We start from the raw sequence: 22,045 nt of genomic DNA on the forward strand, positions 1-22,045 counted from the left end.
CCCGTCCCATGAACGCGCGGGAATCCTCTCCCTTGGGAGTGCGGTTCCCGCACCCAACCTTGCTAGCGGCAGGCGGATGACAGCGTGGCAGCCCTGATCATCCTCTTTCGCCTGCTCGTGACGCTCGTCGTTCTCGGCGCGACCGCCTGGGGCTCGGGCCTCCTGCTGTTCCGCCTGACCGGCATGACAGCGCAGGTCGCCGCGATCGGCTTCGGCATCGCGGGGCTCGCCGGTGCCATCGGCCTTTGGACCGGCGCGGTGCGGCTGCCGCTGTCCTTCGCTGTACTGTTCGTCGGCCTGCTCGGCTGGTGGAGCAGCTTCACGCCGTCGCATGATCGCGACTGGATTCCCGAGCTCGCCCGCCTGCCGTCGATCGCACGCGAGGGCGATACGCTGACCGTCTCGAACCTGCGCAATTTCAACTGGCGCACCGAGGCCGACTACGACCAGCATTGGGAGACCCGCCGCTACGACCTGAGCAAGGTCGAGGGCATCGACCTGTTTCTGTCCTATTGGTCGGGCGAGGCGATCGCCCATCTCCTCGTCAGCTTTCCCTTTGCGGACCAGCCGCCGCTGACCTTCTCGATCGAGGTGAGGCGCGAAAAGGGCGAGGAGTGGTCGGCTCTCGCCGGCTTCTTCCGCAGCTACGAGATGGCCTATGTCGCCGCCCCCGAGCGCGACCTGATCGGCCTGCGCAGCCATGCGCGCAAGGAGGATGTCCGGCTCTTCCGCCTCGGGGCGACGCCGGAGCGGGCGCGCGACGTGCTGCTGGCCTATGTCGCCGACGTCAACCGGCTGGCGGCCGAGCCGCGCTGGTACAACACCCTGACGACGAACTGCACCACGGTCGTGTTCAGGCTGGTCGATTCCGTCGCGCCGGGCTGGAAGCTCTCACTGCCGCTCGATCCGCGCGTCCTGCTTTCGGGCTTCCTGCCCGGCTACCTCCAGCGCATCGGCGCGGTCAGGACCGACATGCCGCTGGAGGAACTCGTCCGGCAGGGCCGCATCGGCGAGAAGGCGCGGGCCGTCTCGCTCGACGATCCCGACTTCTCGAAGAAGATCCGCGAAGGCGTGCCGACGGCGCGGCCATAGAGCCGTGTGAGTGGGGTTGGCGCCGCGGCGTCATCCTGGACAAGCCGCGAAGCGGCGCAGCTCCGGGATTTATCGTGGGGCAATGCCGGCGCTTTGCGATGGATCCCGGGACGACCTTCGGTCGCCCAGGATGACGGCGCGTTTCAACGCCAGTTCAAAACACGCGCTAGAGCAGGCTCAGATCGCGGCGCCGTCGCTGACCGTCTCCGCGCCGAGACCCAGCCGGATCGCGCGCACGATGTCCGTCTCCGCCGCCCCGCCGCGCTTGCGCGGATGCGCTGCTGAAATGCGGTGCTCCGCGATGATCTGGCCGGGTGCGCCGGACAGGATCACCACCCGGTCGGCGAGATAGGCCGCCTCGTCGATGTCGTGGGTGACGAAGAGCACGGTCTTGCCCGTGCGCTGCCAGACCCGGATCAGCTCGTCCTGCAGGTTCTCGCGCGTCAGCGCGTCCAGTGCCGAGAACGGCTCGTCCATCAGCAGGATCTCCGGCTCGACCGCGAGAGCCCGCGCCAGCGAGACGCGCTGCCGCTGCCCGCCGGAAAGCTGATGCGGCCAGCGCTGCGCCAGCGAGCCCAGCCCGACGAGATCGAGCATCTCCTGCGCCTTCGCCTGCCGGGTGGCGCGCGGCGTCTGGCCCTCGAGCCCGAAGCCGACATTCGAGACGACCTTGCGCCAGGGCAGCAGCCGCGAATCCTGGAAGACCAGCGCGACCGGCCGTCGCGTCGCATCGGCGGCATGGATCGTGACCTCGCCGGCACTCGGGCTGGCGAGCCCGGCGATGACGCGCAGCAGCGTCGATTTGCCGACGCCAGACGGGCCGACGATGGCGAGGAACTCGCCGCGCGCGACCGAGAGATCGAGCTTGTGCAGCACCTCGGTGGCCTCGCCGTCGCGAGTGAAGGTCAGCGACAGGCCCCGGATCTCGATCACTGTCTTGTCGATCACGCTTTCCAACGCAGCACCCATCTCTGGAAGGCGACGAACAGGGTATCGAGGAACCCGTAGAGCCCGGCCATGGTGAGCATGTAGATCACCACGATGTCGGTCGCGAGCAGGCTCGACGCCTGCATCATGCGCTGGCCGACGCCGGCGACGCCGAAGATTTCGGCCGCCACCACTGCCATCCAAGCCTGGCCGAGCGCCGTGCGCACGCCGACGAGGATGCCGGGCATCGCCGCCGGCAGCAGGATCTTGCTCAGGCGCTGCCAGGGCGAGCGAAAGCCGAAGGCATCCGCGACCTCGACGAGATCGCGGTCGACGCCGCGGATCGCGCCCTGCGCCGCAAAGAACACGATCCAGAACACGCCGATGGCGATGATGAAGACGGCGGCCGATGGGTTCACGCCGAACCAGATGATCGCGAAGGGGACCCAGGCGAGGCCGGGGATCGGCCGCAGCACGCGCACGATCCAGGCCGTCGTCTCCTCGGCGATGCGCGACATGCCCACCAGCACCCCGAGCGCCACGCCTAGCAGCGAGCCAACGATCAGCCCGGTGAAGTAGTGCCCGAGCGAGCCCAGGATTGCCGCGAGCCAGGAGCCGGTCACAACCTCCCGCCAGAATGCCTTGGGCAACGCGCTCGGCGGCGGCAGGAAGGCCGGGTTGACCAGCCCGAAGAACGGAACCGCCTCCCACAGCAGCAGGAACGCGGCGAGGCCGAGAAAGGCGAGGGCGGGGGCCCGGAGGGAGCGCAAGGGGCGATACTCGTCGGTGGTCGCGAAGGCGGCGGCGTGGTCGGGTTCGGCCCGACCATCTCTGCAACCGGAGGGAACCGGTCAAGCCAGTCCCGGGCCAGGCCCGGAAGGCTTGATGGTTTAGCGTGCGGAGCTTAGCCCGCCGCCTTCACGGCCTTCTCGTAGAAGCTCGTCTCGAACAGCCCGTCGAAAGGCAGTTCCTTTTCCAGCGAGCCGAGCTTGACCTGATAGGCCTGCATGGCGCGCGACGGCTCGATGATCTTGGCCGGGTCGATCTGGAACTTGCTGGCCGGCGAGGTCAGCGCCTTCTTGATCAGGGCGGGGTCGACGATGCCCTTGCCCAGCGCCGCGCCGACATGGGGGACGGCCTTCTCCGGCGTCTTGGTCAAAAGGTCGGACGCCTTGATCAGGCCCGCGACGATGGTCTGTACCGCGGCCGGGTTCTTGGTGGCGAAGGCGCCGGACACGGCAACCACAGTGCCGGGCTGGCCTGGGAAGACCTCCTCGCCCTCGGCGATCAGCTTGATCTGTGGATTGCGGTCCTGAATGATCGTCAGCGCCGGCTCGCGCACGCTGCCGCCTTCGACCGCGCCGGCAAGGATCGCCTGCTGCGTCGCGTCGATACCCATCGGCACGATCTCGATATCGGCCTTGTCGGCCTTGGCGACCTCCCAGAGCCAGTGCTGCAACGTGGTGTTGGGCACCGAGCCGGCCGGCTGGGTGGCGAGGCGTGCGGGCTTGCCGGAAGCGGCGCGGAAGGCCTTGAAGGCGGCGGCCGGGCTCGTCCCCGGCGTGAAGTACTTGGCGAGCTGCGGGGCCGCGACGACGACGTTCTCGCCGATCGCGGTCGAGGCGACGACGCGGACATCGACACCGCGCGAGCGCGCCACGGCGAGCGGCGCCACCCCGGCGACATAGACGTCGATCGTGCCCGAGGCGAGAGCCTGGATCATGTTCGGGCCGGACTCGAACACGGTCACCGCCACGTCGACGCCGCCCTGCTTCAGCCAGCCCTCGCCATTGGCGACGAAGAAGGGGGCCGTCCCGACCACGGGGATGAAGCCGATGCGGGCGGCCACCGCCTGCTGCGCCCGGGCGACGCCGGTGAGTGACGTCGTCGCGGCGAGCGCGGAGCCCGCGATCAGGAACTGGCGGCGATCCATAGGGCAAATCCTCCGTGGCAAGGGCGCCGGGAGGCGCCTATTGACAGATTGAGAAAAGGATTTTCTATCTGAATACAAGTCGTGACGGTCAAAAAGATCAAAAATCTTTCTATGGCTGATTTGGCGATATGAATGTTCTCTTTTGAATGGGTGCCATGGAATGGATGCGATCGACCGGAAAATCCTGACGGTGCTGCAGGGGGACGCCAACATCTCGATTGCCGAGCTGGCCGATCGGGTCGGGCTCTCCCAGACGCCGTGCTGGAAGCGCATCCAGAAGCTGGAGCAGTCCGGCGTCATCCTGAAGCGCGTCGCGCTGGTGGCGCCTGAGAAGATCGGGCTGGGGCTGACGGTCTTCGTCCAGATCGAGACGGCGGACCATTCCGGACCCTGGCTCGAGAAATTCGCGCAGATGGTTTCGGCGATGCCGGAGGTGATGGAATTCTACCGGATGGCCGGCGATGTGGACTACATGCTGCGCGTGGTCGTCGCCGACATGGCGGCCTATGACGGCTTCTACAAGAAGCTGATCGAGACGATCCCGCTCAAGAACGTGACCTCGCGCTTCGCCATGGAGCGGATCAAGTCGACGACAGCGTATCGCGTCCCGGATCTGCCGAAGCCCTGAGGCTTCGGGACGAAACGCCTTCGACCTTCCGGGGCTTCGCGCAGCGAAGAGGCCGGGATCCATAGCCGCTGCTCTGGGCGAAGAGGCCGCTCGGCGTCACGCCTTGCGCTGAGCTTGCTGTGGTCATGGGATCCCGGCTCAGGCCTGCGGCCAGCTTCGGCATGACGGCGCGGTTCAAGGCCGGTTCGGCGGCCCGATGCACGAAAAAGGGGCGGGTGCCCTGGCGCCCGCCCCTTCCGTCAGATCGTATCGGTAACGCTTCAGGCCGCGACGGCCTCGATCACCTTCTTCTCCCACTCCTCGCCCCAGATCATCACGGCGTGGCCGGGCGAGACTTCGCGGTACTGGCGGATCGGCGGGACATAGTCCGGCGCGCGCACCGGGCTCTTGATCTCGTCGTTGGAGGGCGGAGTACGCTCGTGGCGGCGCGTCGGGTCGGCGATCGGAACCGCCGCCAGCAGGCGCTTGGTGTAGGGGTGCTGAGGATTGCCGAAGATCGCCTCGCGCGGGCCGATTTCGACAATCTCGCCGAGATACATCACCGCGACGCGATGGCTGACGCGCTCCACCACCGCCATGTCGTGCGAGATGAAGAGATAACCCAGCCCCATGCGGGCCTGCAGCTCGAGCATCAGGTTGACGACCTGCGCCTTCACCGAAACGTCGAGCGCCGAGACCGCCTCGTCCGCCACGATCAACCGGGGCTCGACCGCGAGCGCGCGCGCGATGCAGATGCGCTGGCGCTGGCCGCCCGAGAACTCGTGCGGGAAGCGGCTGGCCATGTCCGGCTGCAGGCCGACCCTGCGCAGCAGCTCGGCGATCTTGTCGCGTGCCTCCGAGCGGGTGGCAAGCTTGTTGATCAGCAGCGGCTCGGCGATGGCTGCGCCGACATTCATGCGCGGGTTGAGGGACGCGAAGGGGTCCTGGAAGATCATCTGCATGCGCTTGCGCTGCTCGCGCAGGTCATGCTGGCTGAGCTTCAGCACGTCGGTGCCGTCGAGCAGCACCGAGCCGGAGAGCGGCTCGATCAGGCGCATGACCGAGCGGCCGGTGGTCGACTTGCCGCAGCCGGACTCGCCGACCAGCGCCAGCGTCTCGCCGGCCTGGAGGCTGAAGGAGACGTTCTCGACCGCATGGACACGGCCCTGGACCGAGCCGAGCAGGCCGGAGCGGATCTCGAAGCGGGTGGTCAGGTTCGCGACCTCGAGCACCGGCCGCTCGGCCACCTTGACGGTGTCCGGCACCTCGGTCGGCACGTCGGAGGTGCCCGTCGTGCGGTCGACGACCGGGAAGCGCATCGGCCGGGTCTTGCCCTCCATCGAGCCCAGCTTCGGCACCGCCGAGAGCAGCGCCTTGGTGTAGGGCTTCTGCGGATTGGCGAAGATGTCCTCGGTGCCGCCGGTCTCGACCTGCTCGCCATTGTACATGACGACCGTGCGGTCGGCGATCTCGGCGACGACGCCCATGTCGTGCGTGATGAACAGCACCGACATGCCTTCTTCCTCCTGCAGCAGCTTGATCAGCTGCAGGATCTGCGCCTGGATCGTCACGTCGAGCGCGGTCGTCGGCTCGTCGGCGATCAGGAGCTTGGGCTTGCAGGCCAGCGCCATCGCGATCATCACGCGCTGACGCATTCCGCCCGAAAAGCGGTGCGGATATTCATGGAAGCGCGACTTGGCCGCGGGGATACGGACCTTCTCCAGCAGGCGGACCGTCTCGGCTTCAGCCTCCGAGCGCGACATGCCGCGGTGCAGGATCAACGCCTCGGCGATCTGGAAGCCGATCGTCAGCACCGGGTTCAGCGAGGTCATCGGCTCCTGGAAGATCATCGCGACCTCGTTGCCGCGGATGTGCCGCATCTGCGGCTCCGGCAGGGTCAGGAGTTCCTTGCCGTTGAGCTTGATCGAGCCCTCGATCTTGCTCGAGCCCGGAGGCGTCAGGCGCATGATCGAGAGCGCGGTCACGCTCTTGCCCGAGCCGGACTCGCCCACGACCGCCACCGTCTCCTTCGGCTTGATGTCGAACGAGACGTTGCGGACCACGGACCGCCAGGCCCCTTCCACGCGGAACGAAGTGGTCAGGTTGCTGACGGTGAGAATGGGAGAAGTCATGCCGATGCCTTCCGAGGTTCTGGGTCAGATGACGCGGCGCGGGTCGAGCGCGTCGCGCAGGCCGTCGCCGATGAAGTTGATCGAGAGCACGGTGAGGAAGATCGCCGTACCCGGGAAGAGCGCCCAATGCGGGGCCGAGTCGAGATGATCCTTGGCGTCGAACAGCAGGCGCCCCCAGGTCGGGATGTCCGGCGGGAAGCCGAGGCCGAGGAAGGACAACGTCGACTCGGCGATGATCGCCGAGGAGACCTCGATCGTCGACGCGACGATGACCGGGCCGAGCGCGTTCGGCAGGATGTGATGCACCATCTGCCGGAACTTCGTCGCGCCTGAGGCTCGGGCCGCCTCGACGAACTCCTTCTCGCGCAACGAGAAGAACTGCGCACGGACGAGCCGCGCCACCGGCATCCAGCGCAGGCCGCCGATGACCACGACGATCAGCACGAAGACGCCGCCCTCGACGCCGAACAGGGCTTTGAGCTGTTCACGGAAGAAGTAGATCACCAGCAGCAGCAGCGGCAGCTGCGGCAGCGACAGGAACAGATCCGTCACCCACATCAGGGCGGGGTCGGCATATTTGCGCGACATGCCGGCGACCGCGCCGATGAGGACGCCGACGATCGTCGCCACCACCATCGCCGCGAGCCCGACGGCGAGCGAGATCCGCCCGCCATACATCATCCGCGCCAGGATATCCTGGCCGAGATCGTCGGTCCCGAAGGGATGGGCGAGCGAGGGCCCCTGCAGCGTCGCCGAAAAGTCGATGTCGTTGATCGCGACCGGCCAGAGCCATGGGCCGACGATCACGCCGAGGATCAGCATGGCGAGAACCACGGTGCTCGCCATCGCGAGCTTGTGGCGGCGGAAGCGCTTCCAGGTCTCGCGTCCGGGCGAGACCGCAGCGCCTGTCTGGGCGGGGCCGGACACCGGCTCAGCCGAAGGAGATGCGAGGGTCGAGCCAGCCATAAAGCAGATCCGCGATGAGGTTGAACAGGACGACGAGGCACGCGAAGACGAAGGTCACGGCCATGATGACCGGGGTATCGTTGGCGAGGATCGCGTCGATGAGGAGGGAGCCGATCCCGGGGATCCGGAAGATCTGCTCGGTGACGATGGCGCCTCCGAACACGGCGGGCATCTGCAGCGCCACGAGCGTGACCACAGGGATCAGCGCGTTGCGGGTGATGTGGCGCAACGTCACGGTCTTCTCGTTGAGACCCTTGGCGCGGGCCGTGGTGACGTAGTCGAGCCGGATCACGTCGAGCACCGCCGAGCGCACATAGCGCGTGTAGGACGCCGCCTGAAACAGCCCGAGCACGGTGATCGGCATGATCGCCTGGCGGAACATCTCCCAGTACCAGCGCCAGCCCGTCGCCGCGATGTCGGAGCGGTAGACGAAGGGGAACCAGCCCAGCGTGACCGAGAAGATCAGGATCAGCAGCAGGCCGGTGAAGAAGGTCGGCAGCGAGAAGCCGACGAAGGCGAGCGTGTTGGCGATCTGGTCGAAGATCGAATAGGGCCGCGTCGCGGCATAGATGCCGACGGGCAGGGCGATGCACAGCGCCAGGATCTGCGATGAGCCGACGACGAACAGCGTGGTCGGCACGCGCTGCAGGATCAGCTTGTCGACATCGATGCGGCTGGCGAAGGAGAAGCCCCAGTCACCCTGCACCATGGCGGCAAGCCAGCGCAGATAGCGCACCATGATCGGGTCGTTGAGGCCGAAGCTGGCGCGCAGCGCCTCGCGCACCTCTGGGGGAACGTTGGGATTGGTCGCCATTTCCGAGAACGGATCGCCAGGCGCCATCGCGAGCACGGTGAACAGGATCAGGCTGATGCCGAGCAGGCTCGGGATAGCGATCAACAGTCGCCGCAGCAGGTAGCTGGCCATGAACAATATCTCTTTGAGCGCACGGCCACAGGCCGTGGGGTACGGGATCGCGTCGGGTTGGCAGAGAATGGCCGCAGTGGCAACGGCGCTTCGCTTGCGGTCCCGACTTAAATGGGGAAACGGCTCCGCACGGCCGGCAGGCCGCGCGGAGCCGCTGAGGCTAGCTTAGCTGCGATACCAGGCCGCGATGTTCCAGCTGTCGACGTCCCAGCCGCTGTGATCGTGCGACAGGTTGTTCATCGAGGCGGCGACGCGAGTACGCGACAGCAGCGGCAGGATGACGTTGGCCTCGCAGAAGATCTCGTTGACCTTGATCAGCAGCGCAGCGCGCTTGGCCGGGTCGAGTTCCTTCTGGGCGGCCTTGTAGGCCTCGTCGGCAGCCGGGTCCGAGTAGCGCGAGACGTTGCGGCCCAGCCACTTGTTCTCCTTGTTCGCGATCTCCCAGGAGACGAACTGGTTGAGGAAGCGCTCCGGATCGGGCTGAGGCTGCGTCGTCGTGTACATTTCCATGTCCACGTACAGCTTGGTGTAGGTGTCGGGGTTGGCGACGTCCGACGAGAAGAACACCGAAGCGGTGACCGACTTCAGCTCAAGATCGATGCCGGCGCGCTGGCAGGCCTGCTTGATGATGGCCTGTGTCTTCTGGCGCGGTGCGTTGATCGAGGTCTGATAGACGTATTTGAGCTTCTTGCCGTCCTTCTCGCGGATGCCGTCGGCGCCCTTCTTCCAGCCGGCGTCGTCGAGGATCTTGTTGGCCTTGTCGATGTTGAACTCGTATTTGAGCTTGGTCGACTTGAACTGCTTCGGCTCGTTGACGAAGCTCGCGGTCGCGGTGCCGCCGCGGCCATAGATGAACTTCTGGACCGAATCGCGGTCGATCAGCAGGTTGATCGCCTCGCGGACCTTGGGGTCCGACAGGGACGGATGCTTGGTCTTGACGCTGGAGCGCTCGCCATCGACCTCGGTCCACGGATCGGTCGTGTTCAGGATGATGAACTCGATGTCGCCCGAAGCCACGGCGCTGATCTTGCCGCGCCCGCCGGTCTCCATGCGCTTGAGGACCTCGTCCTCGACCTGGAGGTTCCAGGCATAGTCGTATTCGCCGGTCTGCAGCACAGCGCGGGCCGCCGAGACCGCGTCGCCGCCGCCCTTGACCTCGATCGTGTCGAAATGCGGCTGGTTCTTGATGTGGTAGTCGGCGAAGCGCTCGCCGGTGAGGACGTCACCCGGCTTGAAGTCGACGAACTTGTAGGGGCCGGTGCCGATCGGCTTGAGGTTGTCCGGGGCCTCGCGGGACTTGGCGCCGACATACTCGCCGAACCGGTGCTTCGGCAGGATCTGGCCGACGGTGCCGACGAAGGGGTCGGCCCAGAACGGCGTCGGCTGCTGGAAGATCACCTTGACGGTGTGGGTGTCGACCTTCTCGACCTTGATGTTGGTGTAGGAGCCCGTGGTGTAGGCGGCGGTCGCCGGCTCCTTGGCGTATTCCCAGGTGAAGACGACGTCGTCGGCCGTGAACGGCTTGCCGTCATGCCACTTGACGTCCTGCTTCAGCTTCCAGGTGACGCTCAGGCCGTCGGCCGAGAGGCCGCCATTGGCCTTGGTGGGAACTTCGGCCGCGAGGCAGGGGATCAGGTTGCCTTCCTTGTCCCAGCCGGCGAGCGGCTCGTAGAAGATGCGCGAGGCGATCTGGTCCTTGGTGCCCGAGGCGAAATGCGGGTTCAGCAGCGTCGGGGCCTGCCAGAGCAGCATCTTCAGCGGGCCGCCGCCGCCGGCCTTGGTCGGCTTGTACTGCAGCGTGGCGTTTGCCATCGCGACATCGTTCCAGGCCAGGATCTGGCTGGCGATCGGCGCGGCGATACCCACCGCTGCCATCTTCTGCATGAAGGAGCGTCGCGACAGCGTGCCTTCCTTCACATCCGCGACCAGTCCGCGGATTTCCTGCTCTTTCATCGAATTGCCTCCACCTTCAACCAAACGTCGCCCCTCGGCGCTTGCGCGCCGTGTTTCTTGAGGGGCCCAGCAAGGCATGTGCCAACGAAAGCGTCAACTGTGCAGCGCAGAGCAAATGCGCGCAGATTGCAGGGCGGGAGAGTCGATGTTCATGAAAATGAATGATTGTGTCTCCCATCGTTGATCGGTCGCAATTTTATGCCGACTAGTCGAGGAAGACGACTGTTTTCTTTCCGTTGAGAATAACGCGATCTTCGAGATGGTGCAGCACGGCGCGCGCCAGGACCCGTCGCTCGATGTCGCGGCCCTTGCGCACGAGATCGTCGGGCGTGTCGCGATGCGAGATGCGCTCGACGTCCTGCTCGATGATCGGACCTTCGTCGAGGTCGGGCGTGACGTAGTGCGCCGTCGCGCCGATCAGCTTCACGCCGCGCTCATGGGCCTGGTGGTAGGGCTTGGCGCCCTTGAAGCCCGGCAGGAAGGAGTGATGAATATTGATGCAGCGCCCGAGTAGCTTGGCCGAAAAACCGTCCGACAGGATCTGCATGTAGCGCGCCAGCACGACCAGATCGGTCCTGGTCTCCTGCACCAGCCGCCAGAGCTCCGCCTCCTGTTCCATCTTGGTCTGCCGCGTCACCGGCATGTGATGGAAGGGCAGGTCGCCCAGATCGGTCGAGGACAGATGCTCGCGGCCATGGTTGGAGACGATTCCGGTCACTTCCATCGGCAGCTCGCCGATACGCCAGCGATAGAGCAGGTCGGCCAGGCAATGGTCGAACTTTGAGACGAGCAGCATGACGCGCTTCTTCGCAGTGCGTGCGCGCAGGGTGAAGCTCATGCCGAAGCGCTGGGCGAGGTCGCCGACCGAGGCCGCGATGGCCTCCTGCGTCGTGCTCTCGTCGAGGCGCTGGAACACGACGCGCATGAAGAAGCGGCCGGTTTCGATGTCGTCGAACTGCTGGGCGTCGAGGATGTTGCAGCCGGCCTCGAACAGCAGCGTCGAGACGGCGGAGACGATGCCCGGACGGTCGGGGCAGGACAGGGTCAGGATGGCAATGCGGTCGGACATGGCTTGCGCCGCCGCTGGGGGCGGCCCTTCGCTGGAATGAGGCTGAACGGGGGATGGGGTGGAGGCGTGCGCGCGACGCGCTGCCTTCAACCTCGTCCGGTCGACGCCTCATTCGCAATGATGTCGCAACCGAATTCCGCCACCGAAGCGGAGAGCCAGGACCAGAAACTGCCGGCAAAGCTGCGCGCCACCATGATCTCGAAGACCGCTCCTTCCGGACCGTCCTCGGCCCGCCAGAGATGCACGCCGATATGGGCGATGCTTGTCAAGGCGGCCATGCCGATGGGGAAGGCGGCCGGGTGCAGGTCGAGCATGCAGCCCTTGGCCAGTGCATTGCGGACGGCGGCTCCTGAAACCCGCAGCGCGGCGCGGCCCGAACTCTGATCGGCGACCGCGGCGACGTCCGACAGAGCCTGCAACGCATCCGCGAAGCCTGTTCTGTCGTTGGCGACCAGAAGCCATTGGCCGGGTCCGGCCCAGACGGCTGCATGCGTCCTCGAACTGGCGACGGCGGGCGTCGAGGGCAGGTCGAGTCCGAGCCGGGCCTTCATGGCCGCGGCCAGGGGCGCGTCGCCGGAGGCCGGGGCAATCAGGCTGGCGATGCCGAGCCCGTCGCGGGCCTCGACGCGCACGCCGCTCTTGCCCGCCGTCCCGCGATGGCCGCTCTGGAGGATGCCGGCCCAGGCCCCGCGCGGCGCCCAGGTCGTGGTCGTCATCACATCAGCCATGGAGGCGCGCTCCTTCCGGATCGAGGAAGACCGGATGGCAGATCTCGACCTCGATATCGCCATTGCGGACCGGATCGACGGCGCGGACGCGCTCGCCGATGCGGGCCTGCCCGTTCTTGAGGAGCCCAAGCCCCATCCAGTGCTCGAGATGGGGCGAATAGGCGACCGAGGTCATGTAGCCCTCGTCGTTCTCCATCGTGGCCGCCTTGCCGATCCCGATGAAATGCGCGCCGGCGCGCAGCCTCTCGCTGCGGTTGACCGGGCGGAAGCCGACGAAGATCGGCCGCTCGGCCTCGACCAGCGCCGCGCGCTTCGCCATCAGCCGCCCGACATAGTCCTTCTTCGACGAGGCCATCTTGCCGAGGCCGAGATCGCGCGCCGTGGTCTGGCCGCTGAGCTCGTTGCCGGCGACATGGCCCTTCTCGATGCGCATGACGCCGAGCGCCTCTGTGCCATAGGGCGTGATGCCGTGCTCCGCGCCCGCCGCCATCAGGGCTCGCATCATCGCATCGCCATGGTCGGCCGGGACGGCGAGTTCATAGGCGAGCTCGCCCGAGAACGAGATCCGGAACAGCCGGGCCGGAAAGCCGCCGCCGACGGTGACGGCGCGTGCCGCGAGATAGGGAAAGGCTTCGTTCGAGAGATCGTGCTGCGGATCGACCACACCCTGCAGCACGGCACGCGCCTTGGGCCCGGCGATCGAGGCCTGCGCCCATTGCTCGGAGACCGAGACCATCGCGACGTCGAGATCGGGCCAGAGCACCTGATGGCAGAATTCGAGATGCTGCATCACCTTGCCGGCATTGGCCGTGGTGGTGGTCATCAGGAAATGCGTCTCGGAGAGCCGCGAGGTCGTCCCGTCATCCATGACGAAACCGTCCTCGCGCAGCATCAGCCCATAACGGGCCTTGCCGACGGGGAGTGCCTTCCAGCCATTGATGTAGACGCGCTCGAGGAATTCGGCCGCGTCCTTGCCCTGGATGTCGATCTTGCCGAGCGTCGAGACGTCGCAGATGCCGACGCCGCTGCGCACGGCCTTGACCTCGCGGTTGACCGTCGTCAGCCAATCGGGCTCGCCGGGCTTCGGATAGTATTGCGCCCTGAGCCATGGCCCGGCCTCGACGAAGACGGCGCCCTGCTGCTTCGACCATTCATGCGTGGGGCTGAGCCGCGTCGGCCGGAAGTCCTTGCCGCGATGGTGGCCCGCCAGCGCACCGATGGCGACCGGCGTGTAAGGCGGCCGGAAGATCGTCGTGCCGGTCTCGGGGATGGTCTTGCCGGTCTGCTCGGCCATGATCGCGAGGCCGGCGATGTTGGAGGTTTTGCCCTGGTCGGTCGCCATGCCGAGCGTGGTGTAGCGCTTGAGATGCTCGACCGGCTTGAAACCCTCGCGCGCCGCCAGCTCGACATCGGTGTCGGTGACGTCGTTCTGGAAGTCGACGAAGGCCTTGCCCTTGCCGCCGGACACGCGCCAGACGGGCTTGAGCGCAACGCCCTCCGGGTCGGTCTTGGGCGGCTGCATCGCAGCCTTCGGCGCAAAGCCGCAATCGGCCGCCGCCTCCGCACCCAGCCGCGCACCGTCCTCCAGTGCCTGCGCGAGCGAGACGCGCCCCGCGGCGCTGCCGGCGACGGAAAGCCCCGCCGGCATGGCGCCCGGCACGAAGGCGTGGATCCCCGCATCCCAGACCGGCCGCGTATTGTGATGCGAAGTCAGGTGCAGCGTCGGGTTCCAGCCGTTCGAGACGGCGAGCAGGTCGCAGGCGATCACCTGCTCGCGGCCCGAGGCCTCGCGCAACGTGACCGAGCGCAGCGCGCGGCCGCCCGAGGCGCTGGCGACGACGCCGGTGATGTGCTTCGCACCGATCTTGCTTGCGAGCAGGCTCAGGGCGCTGTCGACGGTCGGGCGCGGGTCGACGATCGCGGCGACGCTCACGCCGGCATCGGCGAGGTCGCGCGCCGTCGTCCAGCCATCGTCGCCGGTCGTGAACACGACGGCCTCGCGCCCCGGCGTCACCCCATAGCGGTTGAGATAGGCGCGCACCGCGCCGGCCAGCATCACGCCCGGCATATCGTTGCCGGCGAAGACGACCGGCCGCTCGATCGCGCCGGCGGCAAGGATCGCGCGCTTGGCGTTGATCCGCCAGGCACGCTGGCGCGGCTGATGCGCGGGCGGCACCGGCAGATGATCGGCGACGCGCTCGACCACGCCATAGATGCCATGGTCGTAGACGCCGAAGACGGTGCTGCGCGGCATGATCGTCACGTCCGGCAGGCTCGCAAGCTCGGCCAGCGCGTCGGCGATCCATTCGCTGGCCGCGCGCGCATCGATCTCGCGCTTCTCTGTCAGGAGCTTGCCGCCGAGCCGGAAATCCTCGTCGCAGAGGATGACGCGGGCGCCTGCGCGCCCGGCCGCAAGTGCCGCCGAGATGCCGGCCGGCCCACCGCCGATCACCAGCAGGTCGCAGAAGGCGAAGGCCTTCTCGTAATGATCGGGGTCCTCATGCCCGGCCCCGCGGCCGAGGCCCGCGGCGCGGCGGATCAGCGGCTCGTAGAGCTTCTCCCAGAACGCCGCCGGCCACATGAAGGTCTTGTAGTAGAAGCCCGCCACCAGCGCAGGAGAGACCAGGCCATTGACGGAGAGCAGGTCGAAGGCGAGCGAGGGCCAGCGGTTCTGACTGGAGGCTTCGAGCCCGTGATAGAGTTCGGTGACGGTCGCGCGGGTGTTGGGCTCGCGCCGGGCGCCGGCCCTGAGCTCGACCAGCGCATTGGGCTCCTCCGGCCCGGCCGAAAGGATGCCGCGCGGGCGGTGGTATTTGAACGAGCGTCCGACGAGGCGAACGCCATTGGCGAGGAGTGCCGAGGCGAGCGTGTCGCCGGCGAAGCCCTCGTAGCGCTTGCCGTCGAAGCGGAAGGATTGCGCCTGCGTCCGGTCGATCAGGCCGCCGGAAGCCATGCGGAAGGGTTGAGCGCTCATGCCGTTGCTCCCGCCTTGGCCGGCTTCGCGGTCTCGACCGCCTCGATCGCATGGGTGCGGGTGTCGCGCGTCACGACGAGCCAGGCATGGCAGCCGGCGCCGTGATACCAGAGCTCGCGATGCCGGCCGGCCGGATTGTCGCGCTGATGGACGTATTCGAACATGGCGGCTTCCGTCGCTTCCATCCCGTCCGGACGCTTCGGATTGGCGTCGCCGAGATAGGTGAATTCCTGGGCGTCGCGGGCGCCGCAATGGGGGCAGGTGATGCGCATGGCAGAATCCTCAGGCCCCGTCAGTGCAGGTTCGGCTGGGCGCCGACGCCCTTTTCGTCGATCACGCGGCCAGTCGCGAAGCGGTCGAGCCTATAGGCGGCGGCCACCGGATGCGGCTCGTCCTTCGCGATCAGATGCGCGAAGCAGAAGCCCGAGGCCGGCGTCGCCTTGAAGCCGCCATAGCACCAGCCCGCATTGAGATAGAGGCCCTGTACCGGCGTGTGGTCGATGATCGGCGAACCGTCCATCGACATGTCCATGATGCCGCCCCAGTGCCTGAGCATCCGGATGCGGCCGACGCCCGGCCACAGCGCCATCGCCGATTCCATCACGTCCTCGATCACCGGCAGGTTGCCGCGCTGGGCGTAGGAGTTGTAGCCGTCGATGTCGCCGCCGAAGACGAGCCCGCCCTTGTCCGACTGGCTGACGTAGAAGTGGCCGGCGCCGTAGGTGACGACATTGTCGATCAGCGGCTTGATGCCTTCCGAGACGAAGGCCTGCAGCACATGGCTCTCGATCGGAAGCCTGAGGCCCGCCATCGCCGCGACCCGCGAGGAGTTGCCGGCGACCGCGACCGCAACCTTCTTCGCCCGGATCGGCCCGCGAGTCGTCTCGACGCCGGTGACGCGGCCGTTCTCCAGCTTGAGCCCGGTGACCTCGCAGTTCTGGACGATGTCGACGCCGTTGCGGTCTCCGGCATGGGCATAGCCCCAGGCGACGGCATCGTGCCGCGCCGTGCCGCCGCGCTTCTGCAGCAGCCCGCCCTGGATCGGGAAGCGGCCGTTCTCATAGTCAAGGAACGGCACCATTGCGCGGACCTGCTCGCGGTCGAGCAGTTCGGCGTCGACGCCGGCCAGCCGCATCGCGTTGCCGCGCCGCGCATAGGCATCGCGCTGCGCATCGGAGTGGTAGAGGTTCAGCACGCCGCGCTGGCTGACCATCGCATTGTAGTTGAGGTCCTGCTCCAGCCCTTCCCAGAGCTTCATCGACAGCTCGTAGAACGGCGTATTGCCCGGCAGCAGGTAGTTCGAGCGGATGATCGTGGTGTTCCGTCCGACGTTACCGGAGCCGATATAGCCCTTCTCGATCACCGCGACATTGCGGATGCCGTGCCGGCTGGCGAGGTAATAGGCGGTCGCCAGACCATGCCCGCCGCCGCCGATCACCAGCACGTCGTATTCGGGCTTGGGCGCGGCGTCGCGCCAGGTCGGCTGCCAGCCCTTATGGCCCTTGAGCGTCTGGGCGAGCAGCGAGAAGACGGAATAGCGCATCGGCGGTCCGGTTCGGGGTGAGAGAAAGCAGCAACGGTCTTGTCACCCGGAGATTGGCCGACATAGGCTGCCGGACATGACTCTGGGCGACACGAACTTATCTCATGGCGACAAGGACGGTGAGCGCAGGCCGACCCATGTCGGCTTCCTGCTGATTCCCGACTTCGCGCTGCTCGCCTATGCCTCCGCCGTCGAGCCCCTGCGCGCCGCCAACCGCCTGTCCGGCCGCGATCTCTATCGCTGGAGCCATGTCTCGATCGACGGGAACCCGGCAACCGCCTCGAACGGGGTCAGCATCCACGCCGACCATTCGGTCGGTGCCGAGATGCGCTTCGACTATGTCGTGGTCTGTGCCGGCGGCAATCCGGCCGTCTTCCATCATCCGCCGACTTTCGCCTGGCTCCGGCAGTTGGCGCGCCACAGGGTCAGGCTCGGCGGGGTCTCGGGTGGTCCCTACATCCTCGCCCACGCCAATGTCCTCGACGGCTATCGCTTCACCATCCATTGGGAGCATGCCCCGGCCTTCATCGAGGATTATCCCGATCTCGACTTGCGCCGGTCGCTTTACGAGATCGACCGCGACCGGCTCACCTCCAGCGGCGGCACCGCCCCGCTCGACATGATGCATGCCGTCATCGCCCGCGAGCATGGCAGCGAGCTCGCGCTCGCCGTCAGCGAGTGGTTCCTCCAGACCCATGTCCGCGAGGGCGCCGGGCCGCAGCGCATGCCGCTGCGAGAGCGGCTCGGCATCAGCCATGCCCCGCTGCTGCGCGTCGTCGGCCGCATGGAGCAGAGCCTCGAAAACCCGCTCTCGCGCGAGGAGCTGGCGCGCACGGCGAATGTCTCTTTGCGCCAGCTGGAGCGCCTGTTTCGCCACCATCTCGGCCGCTCGCTCGGCGAGCACTATCTGGCCCTGCGCCTCGACCGCGCCCGCGACCTGCTGCGCCAGACCTCGCTCTCGGTGCTGGAAATCGCGCTCGCCTGCGGCTTCGTCAGCGCCAGCCATTTCTCGCGTGGCTATCGCCAGCGCTTCGGCCATCCGCCGCGGGCGGAACGGGAGCCGCCGACCGGTCGTCCCGGACGCTGAAACGGCCCGGGGCAGCCTTGACTTGCGGACTCGAAGAATGGAATAATTATTCCATAAGGTACAAAAATCAAAAAAATGTGCCGTCCGTCAGGGAGACGTATCTCAAGTGTCAGAAGTTGCTTCGGTCAGCCGGAATCTCGCCGGCCAGGTTGCCATCGTCACGGGCGCCAGCCAGGGGCTGGGAGAGGCCGTGGCGCGCGAGCTCGCTGCGCGCGGGGCGAAGGGGCTGCTGCTGACCGGGCGCAGCCGCGAGCGCGGCGAAGCCGTGGCCGCGAGCCTCAAGGAGGTCGGCTGCGACGCCCGCTTCAATGCGGTCGACCTGTCCGATCTTGCTGCCGTCCGCACGATCGTGCCGGCTGCGGAGCGCGCCTTCGGCCGGGTCGACATCCTCGTCAACGCGGCCGGCGACACGGATCGCGGCACGGTCTTCGACACCACGCCGGATCTCTATGAGCGGATCATGGCGGTCAATCTGCGTGCGCCCTTCTTCCTGATCCAGGACGCGGCCGAGCTGATGCGCCGCAAGGCGATCGCCGGCGCCATCGTCAACATCCAGTCGATGTCGGCCCATGGCGGCCAGCCCTTCCTCTCCGCCTACAGCGTCTCGAAGGGCGCCCTGGCGACGCTGACGAAGAACGCAGCCTTCGGCCTGCTCGCCCACAAGATCCGGGTCAATGGCCTGAACATCGGCTGGATGGCGACGCCGGGCGAGGACGCGATCATGCGCAAGCGCCATGGCGCGCAGGATGGCTGGCTCGACGAGGCCGCCGCCGGCCAGCCCTTCGGGCGCCTGCTCGACCCGCGCGAAGTCGCCCGCGCCGTGGCCTATCTGGCCTCGGCCGATTCCGGGCTAATGACGGGATCGAACATCGATTTCGACCAGACGATTCTGGGCGCGCACGATTGACACGAGGAGGGCTGCGACGCCGCGGCCCAAAGGACGATGACGATGATGACGACGGGACAGGCGAAGATGCGGGTGGGATTGCTGGGCGCGGGCCGGATCGGCCGAATCCATGGATTGAATGTCGTGGCGCGTCCCGATGCCGAACTCGTCGCGCTCACCGACGCCATGCCGGAGGCTGCCGCCTCGCTTGCCGCCGCCAGCGGCGCCAAGGCGACGACGGCCGACGCGATCCTGTCGGATGCCGGCATCGACGCCGTGCTGATCTGCACGCCGACCGATACCCATGCCGACCTGATCGAGGCGGCCGTCTCGGCCGGAAAGGCCGTCTTCTGCGAGAAGCCGGTCGACCTCGACGCCGCCCGCATCCGCCGCTGCCTCGCGACGGTCGAAAAGTCCGGCAAGCCGCTGATGATCGGCTTCAACCGTCGCTTCGATCCGAACTTCGCGGCGCTCGAAAGCCGCCTGCGCGCAGGCGAGGCCGGCGCGATCGAGATCGTCAGCGTGATCTCGCGCGATCCCTCGCCGCCGCCGGTCGACTATGTGAAGCGCTCCGGTGGGCTCTTCCGCGACATGATGATCCATGACTTCGACATGGCGCGTTTCCTCCTGGCGGAGGAGCCGGTCGAGGTCTTCGCGCTCGGCTCGGCGCTGGTCGATCCGGCGATCGGGCAGGCCGGCGATGTCGACACCGCCGCGGTGCTGATGAAGACGGCCTCGGGCAAGATCGCGCAGATATCGAACTCCCGCCGCGCCACCTATGGTTACGACCAGCGCATCGAGGTCCATGGCTCGAAGGGCATGCTGCGCGCCGGCAACATCCACGAGACCACGGTCGAGAGCGCCACCGGCGCGGGTTTCCGGGCTGATCCGGTCCAGAACTTCTTCCTGGAGCGCTATGCGGCTGCCTATCGCGCCGAGCTCGACGCTTTCTTCGTTGCCTGCAAGGGCGGCAAGGCGCCGACGCCATCGGGCCTCGACGGGCTCAAGGCGCAAATCCTGGCCGATGCCGCGACGGAATCGGCGAAGTCCGGCAAGCCGGTCAGCGTCGACCTGGGAGCCAAGTAATGGCTGGTGGCAAAGCTATGACGCCGGCGGAACGCGACCTGCGCTATTATGCAGCGCTCGGGCTGGCGGCCGAGGCGAGCCATCTGGCGCTGGGCTACTTCAATCGGCGCGAGTCGCTCGGCGTCACGATGAAGGGCGCGCAGGACTGGCTGACGGTCGCCGACGGCAAGGTCGAGGATTTCCTGCGCCAGCGCCTGTCACAGCTCTTCCCGAATGATTCCGTCATCGGTGAGGAGGGCGGCGGCCAAGCCTCGGATGCCGTCTGGATCCTCGATCCGATCGACGGCACCGCCAACTTCGCCCATGGCGACCGCAACTGGTGCATCTCCATCGGCTTCCTGGCGAACCGCAGGCCGGAGATCGGCGTCGTGGCGGCGCCGGCCCTGGGCGAGGTCTATGCCGCCCGGCGCGGTGCCGGCGCGACCCTGAATGGTGAACCGATCAAGGTTTCCGGCGCAGCTGACATCGGCCGCGCCTCGGTCGAGCTCGGCTGGTCGACGCGCGTGCCTGCTGCGAACTATCTCAAGGTCATCGAGCGCGGCTATGCAGCCGGAGCAGAGATGAAACGCGGCGGCTCGGGCACGCTGGGGCTGTGTCACGTCGCCAACGGCAGCTCGGATGCCTATGCCGAACTCCACATCAACGCCTGGGACGTTGCCGCCGGCATCGTCATCGCAAGCGAGGCAGGCGCTTCGATCAATGATTTTTTCGCCGGCGAAGGGATCGCCAAAGGAAACCCCATCCTGTGCAGCAGTCCGGATTTGGCCCCGGTCCTCAAGGAAATCACGGGAATCGCTTAGCCGGCGCCGTATTCCATTGATCTTTCACGTTGTTTCGTCTCAGTTTCACGGCAGTCACAAGAACCGGACATAGAAGCCGGTCTCTTCGATCAGGGAGGTTACCATGTCATCGAAATCCTGGCTCAAAGCCGGTCTCTTCGCCGGTCTCGCCACTGCGGCCCTTGCTGCCACTCCGGCCCGTGCTCAGGGGTCGCTCGTCATGTATTGCGGCGTCCAGGAGGAATGGTGCCGCGCCATGTCCACCGCCTTCGAGAAGGACACCGGCATCAAGGTCGCGATGACCCGCAAGTCGGCCGGCGAGATCTATGCCCAGCTCAAGGCGGAATCCTCCAATCCGCGCGGCGACATCTGGTGGGGTGGGACCGGCGATCCTCATCTCCAGGCGGCCGAAGAGGGTCTGACCCAGGAATATGAATCGCCGAAGAACGCCGAGCTGCATAGCTGGGCCATCGACCAATGGAAGGCCGCCAAGCAGCGCTCCGTCGGCATCTATGCCGGTGCGCTCGGCTTCGGCTTCAACACCGAGCAGATCAAGTCGAAGGGCATTCCCGAGCCGAAATGCTGGGCCGACCTGCTCAACGCCAAGCTCAAGGACGACGTCCAGGTCGCCGACCCGAACTCGTCGGGCACCGCCTACAACCTGCTCGCCACCGTCGTGCAGCTGATGGGCGAGGAGAAGGGCTTCGACTATCTGAAGCAGCTCCACAAGAACGTCAGCCAGTACACCAAGTCGGGCGCGGCCCCGGCCAAGGCTGCGAGCCTGGGTGAGACCGCCGTCGGCATCGTCTTCATTCACGACGCCGTCGTCTTCGCCGTGCAGGGCGATCCGATCAAGCCGGTCGCGCCCTGCGAGGGCACGGGCTACGAGATCGGCTCGATGTCGATCGTCAAGGGCGCGCGCAATCTGGAGAACGCCAAGAAGTTCTACGATTGGGCCCTGACCCCCGCGGCACAGGCGCTGGCCGCCCCGGCGAAGTCCTATCAGGTGCCCTCGAACAAGGCCTCGCCGGTGCCGGCGCAGTCGCCGAAGATGGATCAGATGAAGCTGATCAACTACGACTTCGTGAAGTACGGCTCCTCGGCCGAGCGCACTCGCCTGCTCGCCAAATGGGACAAGGAAGTGAAGGCGCTGCCGAAGTAGGGGCAATCAGCCTGCCGAACCACCGCCGTCATCCCGGACGCAGCGAAGCCGAGCTCCGGGAGCCATCGTAGAGCCAAGTTCTGGACAAGGAACCGCCCTCCGATGGATCCCGGGGCAAGCCCGGGATGACGGCGAGTTTCCGCGCAGGACGTTCGACAATGCCGCAAGAGCCGGTTCAACCGGCCAGGCCGCAAAT

The 22,045-nt window shown here is 66.9% G+C and carries 19 protein-coding genes; 7 read left to right on the forward strand and 12 right to left on the reverse strand.

Going from position 1 to position 22,045, the window contains the following annotated elements; all coding sequences use genetic code 11:
- Nucleotides 1-84: 84 nt before the first annotated feature.
- Nucleotides 85-1,092: an Lnb N-terminal periplasmic domain-containing protein gene (locus tag VGN82_RS01575; protein WP_327525225.1), complete on the forward strand. Its 1,008-nt coding sequence runs from the start codon at nucleotides 85-87 to the stop codon at nucleotides 1,090-1,092.
- 177 nt (nucleotides 1,093-1,269) lie between these two features.
- On the opposite strand, the gene VGN82_RS01580 is transcribed toward VGN82_RS01575, so the two are convergent.
- From VGN82_RS01580 to VGN82_RS01590, 3 genes are all read right to left on the reverse strand, one after another.
- Nucleotides 1,270-2,061 (reverse strand): ABC transporter ATP-binding protein, encoded by a 792-nt coding sequence (locus VGN82_RS01580; protein WP_414644173.1) that lies wholly within the window; start codon nucleotides 2,059-2,061, stop codon nucleotides 1,270-1,272.
- On the reverse strand, nucleotides 2,037-2,789 hold the full coding sequence (locus VGN82_RS01585; RefSeq protein WP_327525226.1) for an ABC transporter permease: 753 nt from the start codon (nucleotides 2,787-2,789) through the stop codon (nucleotides 2,037-2,039). The genes VGN82_RS01580 and VGN82_RS01585 overlap by 25 nt, the downstream gene beginning before the upstream one ends.
- A gap of 134 nt (nucleotides 2,790-2,923) precedes the next feature.
- Nucleotides 2,924-3,952, reverse strand: coding sequence for an ABC transporter substrate-binding protein (locus tag VGN82_RS01590; RefSeq protein WP_327525227.1), 1,029 nt, complete (start codon nucleotides 3,950-3,952; stop codon nucleotides 2,924-2,926).
- A 160-nt stretch (nucleotides 3,953-4,112) separates the two neighbouring features.
- On the opposite strand from VGN82_RS01590, the gene VGN82_RS01595 reads away from it, so the two are divergent.
- The gene (locus VGN82_RS01595) at nucleotides 4,113-4,580 is read left to right on the forward strand and encodes an Lrp/AsnC family transcriptional regulator (RefSeq protein WP_327525228.1); all 468 of its coding nucleotides are present in this window, start codon (nucleotides 4,113-4,115) and stop codon (nucleotides 4,578-4,580) included.
- Between the two features lie 260 nt (nucleotides 4,581-4,840).
- Here VGN82_RS01595 and VGN82_RS01600 read toward each other — a convergent pair whose 3' ends face one another.
- From VGN82_RS01600 to VGN82_RS01640, 9 genes are all read right to left on the reverse strand, one after another.
- Nucleotides 4,841-6,691, reverse strand: a complete 1,851-nt coding sequence (locus VGN82_RS01600) for an ABC transporter ATP-binding protein (RefSeq protein WP_327525229.1) — start codon at nucleotides 6,689-6,691, stop codon at nucleotides 4,841-4,843.
- 24 nt (nucleotides 6,692-6,715) lie between these two features.
- The gene (locus tag VGN82_RS01605; protein ID WP_327525230.1) at nucleotides 6,716-7,657 is read right to left on the reverse strand and encodes an ABC transporter permease; all 942 of its coding nucleotides are present in this window, start codon (nucleotides 7,655-7,657) and stop codon (nucleotides 6,716-6,718) included.
- Nucleotides 7,623-8,582: an ABC transporter permease gene (locus VGN82_RS01610; protein WP_327525231.1), complete on the reverse strand. Its 960-nt coding sequence runs from the start codon at nucleotides 8,580-8,582 to the stop codon at nucleotides 7,623-7,625. The genes VGN82_RS01605 and VGN82_RS01610 overlap by 35 nt, the downstream gene beginning before the upstream one ends.
- Before the next feature lie 165 nt (nucleotides 8,583-8,747).
- The gene (locus tag VGN82_RS01615; RefSeq protein ID WP_327525232.1) at nucleotides 8,748-10,535 is read right to left on the reverse strand and encodes a peptide ABC transporter substrate-binding protein; all 1,788 of its coding nucleotides are present in this window, start codon (nucleotides 10,533-10,535) and stop codon (nucleotides 8,748-8,750) included.
- A 205-nt stretch (nucleotides 10,536-10,740) separates the two neighbouring features.
- Nucleotides 10,741-11,604, reverse strand: a complete 864-nt coding sequence (gene purU, locus VGN82_RS01620) for a formyltetrahydrofolate deformylase (protein WP_327525233.1) — start codon at nucleotides 11,602-11,604, stop codon at nucleotides 10,741-10,743.
- Between the two features lie 86 nt (nucleotides 11,605-11,690).
- The gene (locus VGN82_RS01625; RefSeq protein WP_327525234.1) at nucleotides 11,691-12,332 is read right to left on the reverse strand and encodes a sarcosine oxidase subunit gamma; all 642 of its coding nucleotides are present in this window, start codon (nucleotides 12,330-12,332) and stop codon (nucleotides 11,691-11,693) included.
- Nucleotides 12,325-15,306, reverse strand: a complete 2,982-nt coding sequence (locus tag VGN82_RS01630) for a sarcosine oxidase subunit alpha family protein (RefSeq protein WP_327525235.1) — start codon at nucleotides 15,304-15,306, stop codon at nucleotides 12,325-12,327. Before VGN82_RS01630 ends, VGN82_RS01625 begins: the two co-directional genes overlap by 8 nt.
- Nucleotides 15,303-15,578 carry a sarcosine oxidase subunit delta gene (locus VGN82_RS01635; RefSeq protein ID WP_327525236.1) on the reverse strand — a complete coding sequence of 92 codons (276 nt, stop codon included), beginning with the start codon at nucleotides 15,576-15,578 and terminating at the stop codon, nucleotides 15,303-15,305. The genes VGN82_RS01630 and VGN82_RS01635 overlap by 4 nt, the downstream gene beginning before the upstream one ends.
- A 20-nt stretch (nucleotides 15,579-15,598) precedes the next feature.
- The gene (locus VGN82_RS01640; protein WP_327525237.1) at nucleotides 15,599-16,849 is read right to left on the reverse strand and encodes a sarcosine oxidase subunit beta family protein; all 1,251 of its coding nucleotides are present in this window, start codon (nucleotides 16,847-16,849) and stop codon (nucleotides 15,599-15,601) included.
- 76 nt (nucleotides 16,850-16,925) lie between these two features.
- Between VGN82_RS01640 and VGN82_RS01645 the strand changes: the two genes are divergently transcribed.
- The 5 genes from VGN82_RS01645 (at nucleotide 16,926) to VGN82_RS01665 (ending at nucleotide 21,849) form a co-directional block, all read left to right on the forward strand.
- Nucleotides 16,926-17,936, forward strand: a complete 1,011-nt coding sequence (locus VGN82_RS01645) for a GlxA family transcriptional regulator (protein WP_327525238.1) — start codon at nucleotides 16,926-16,928, stop codon at nucleotides 17,934-17,936.
- A 106-nt stretch (nucleotides 17,937-18,042) separates the two neighbouring features.
- Nucleotides 18,043-18,843: an SDR family oxidoreductase gene (locus VGN82_RS01650; protein WP_327525239.1), complete on the forward strand. Its 801-nt coding sequence runs from the start codon at nucleotides 18,043-18,045 to the stop codon at nucleotides 18,841-18,843.
- A gap of 42 nt (nucleotides 18,844-18,885) precedes the next feature.
- Nucleotides 18,886-19,908 carry an inositol 2-dehydrogenase gene (gene iolG, locus VGN82_RS01655; protein WP_327525240.1) on the forward strand — a complete coding sequence of 341 codons (1,023 nt, stop codon included), beginning with the start codon at nucleotides 18,886-18,888 and terminating at the stop codon, nucleotides 19,906-19,908.
- Nucleotides 19,908-20,708, forward strand: coding sequence for an inositol monophosphatase family protein (locus VGN82_RS01660; RefSeq protein ID WP_327525241.1), 801 nt, complete (start codon nucleotides 19,908-19,910; stop codon nucleotides 20,706-20,708). The genes iolG and VGN82_RS01660 overlap by 1 nt, the downstream gene beginning before the upstream one ends.
- Before the next feature lie 103 nt (nucleotides 20,709-20,811).
- Entirely contained in the window at nucleotides 20,812-21,849 is a 1,038-nt protein-coding gene (locus VGN82_RS01665) for an ABC transporter substrate-binding protein (protein WP_414644174.1), read from the forward strand.
- Nucleotides 21,850-22,045: the final 196 nt, after the last annotated feature.

This window comes from Allobosea sp. (assembly GCF_035999205.1).
Classification (GTDB): domain Bacteria; phylum Pseudomonadota; class Alphaproteobacteria; order Rhizobiales; family Beijerinckiaceae; genus Allobosea.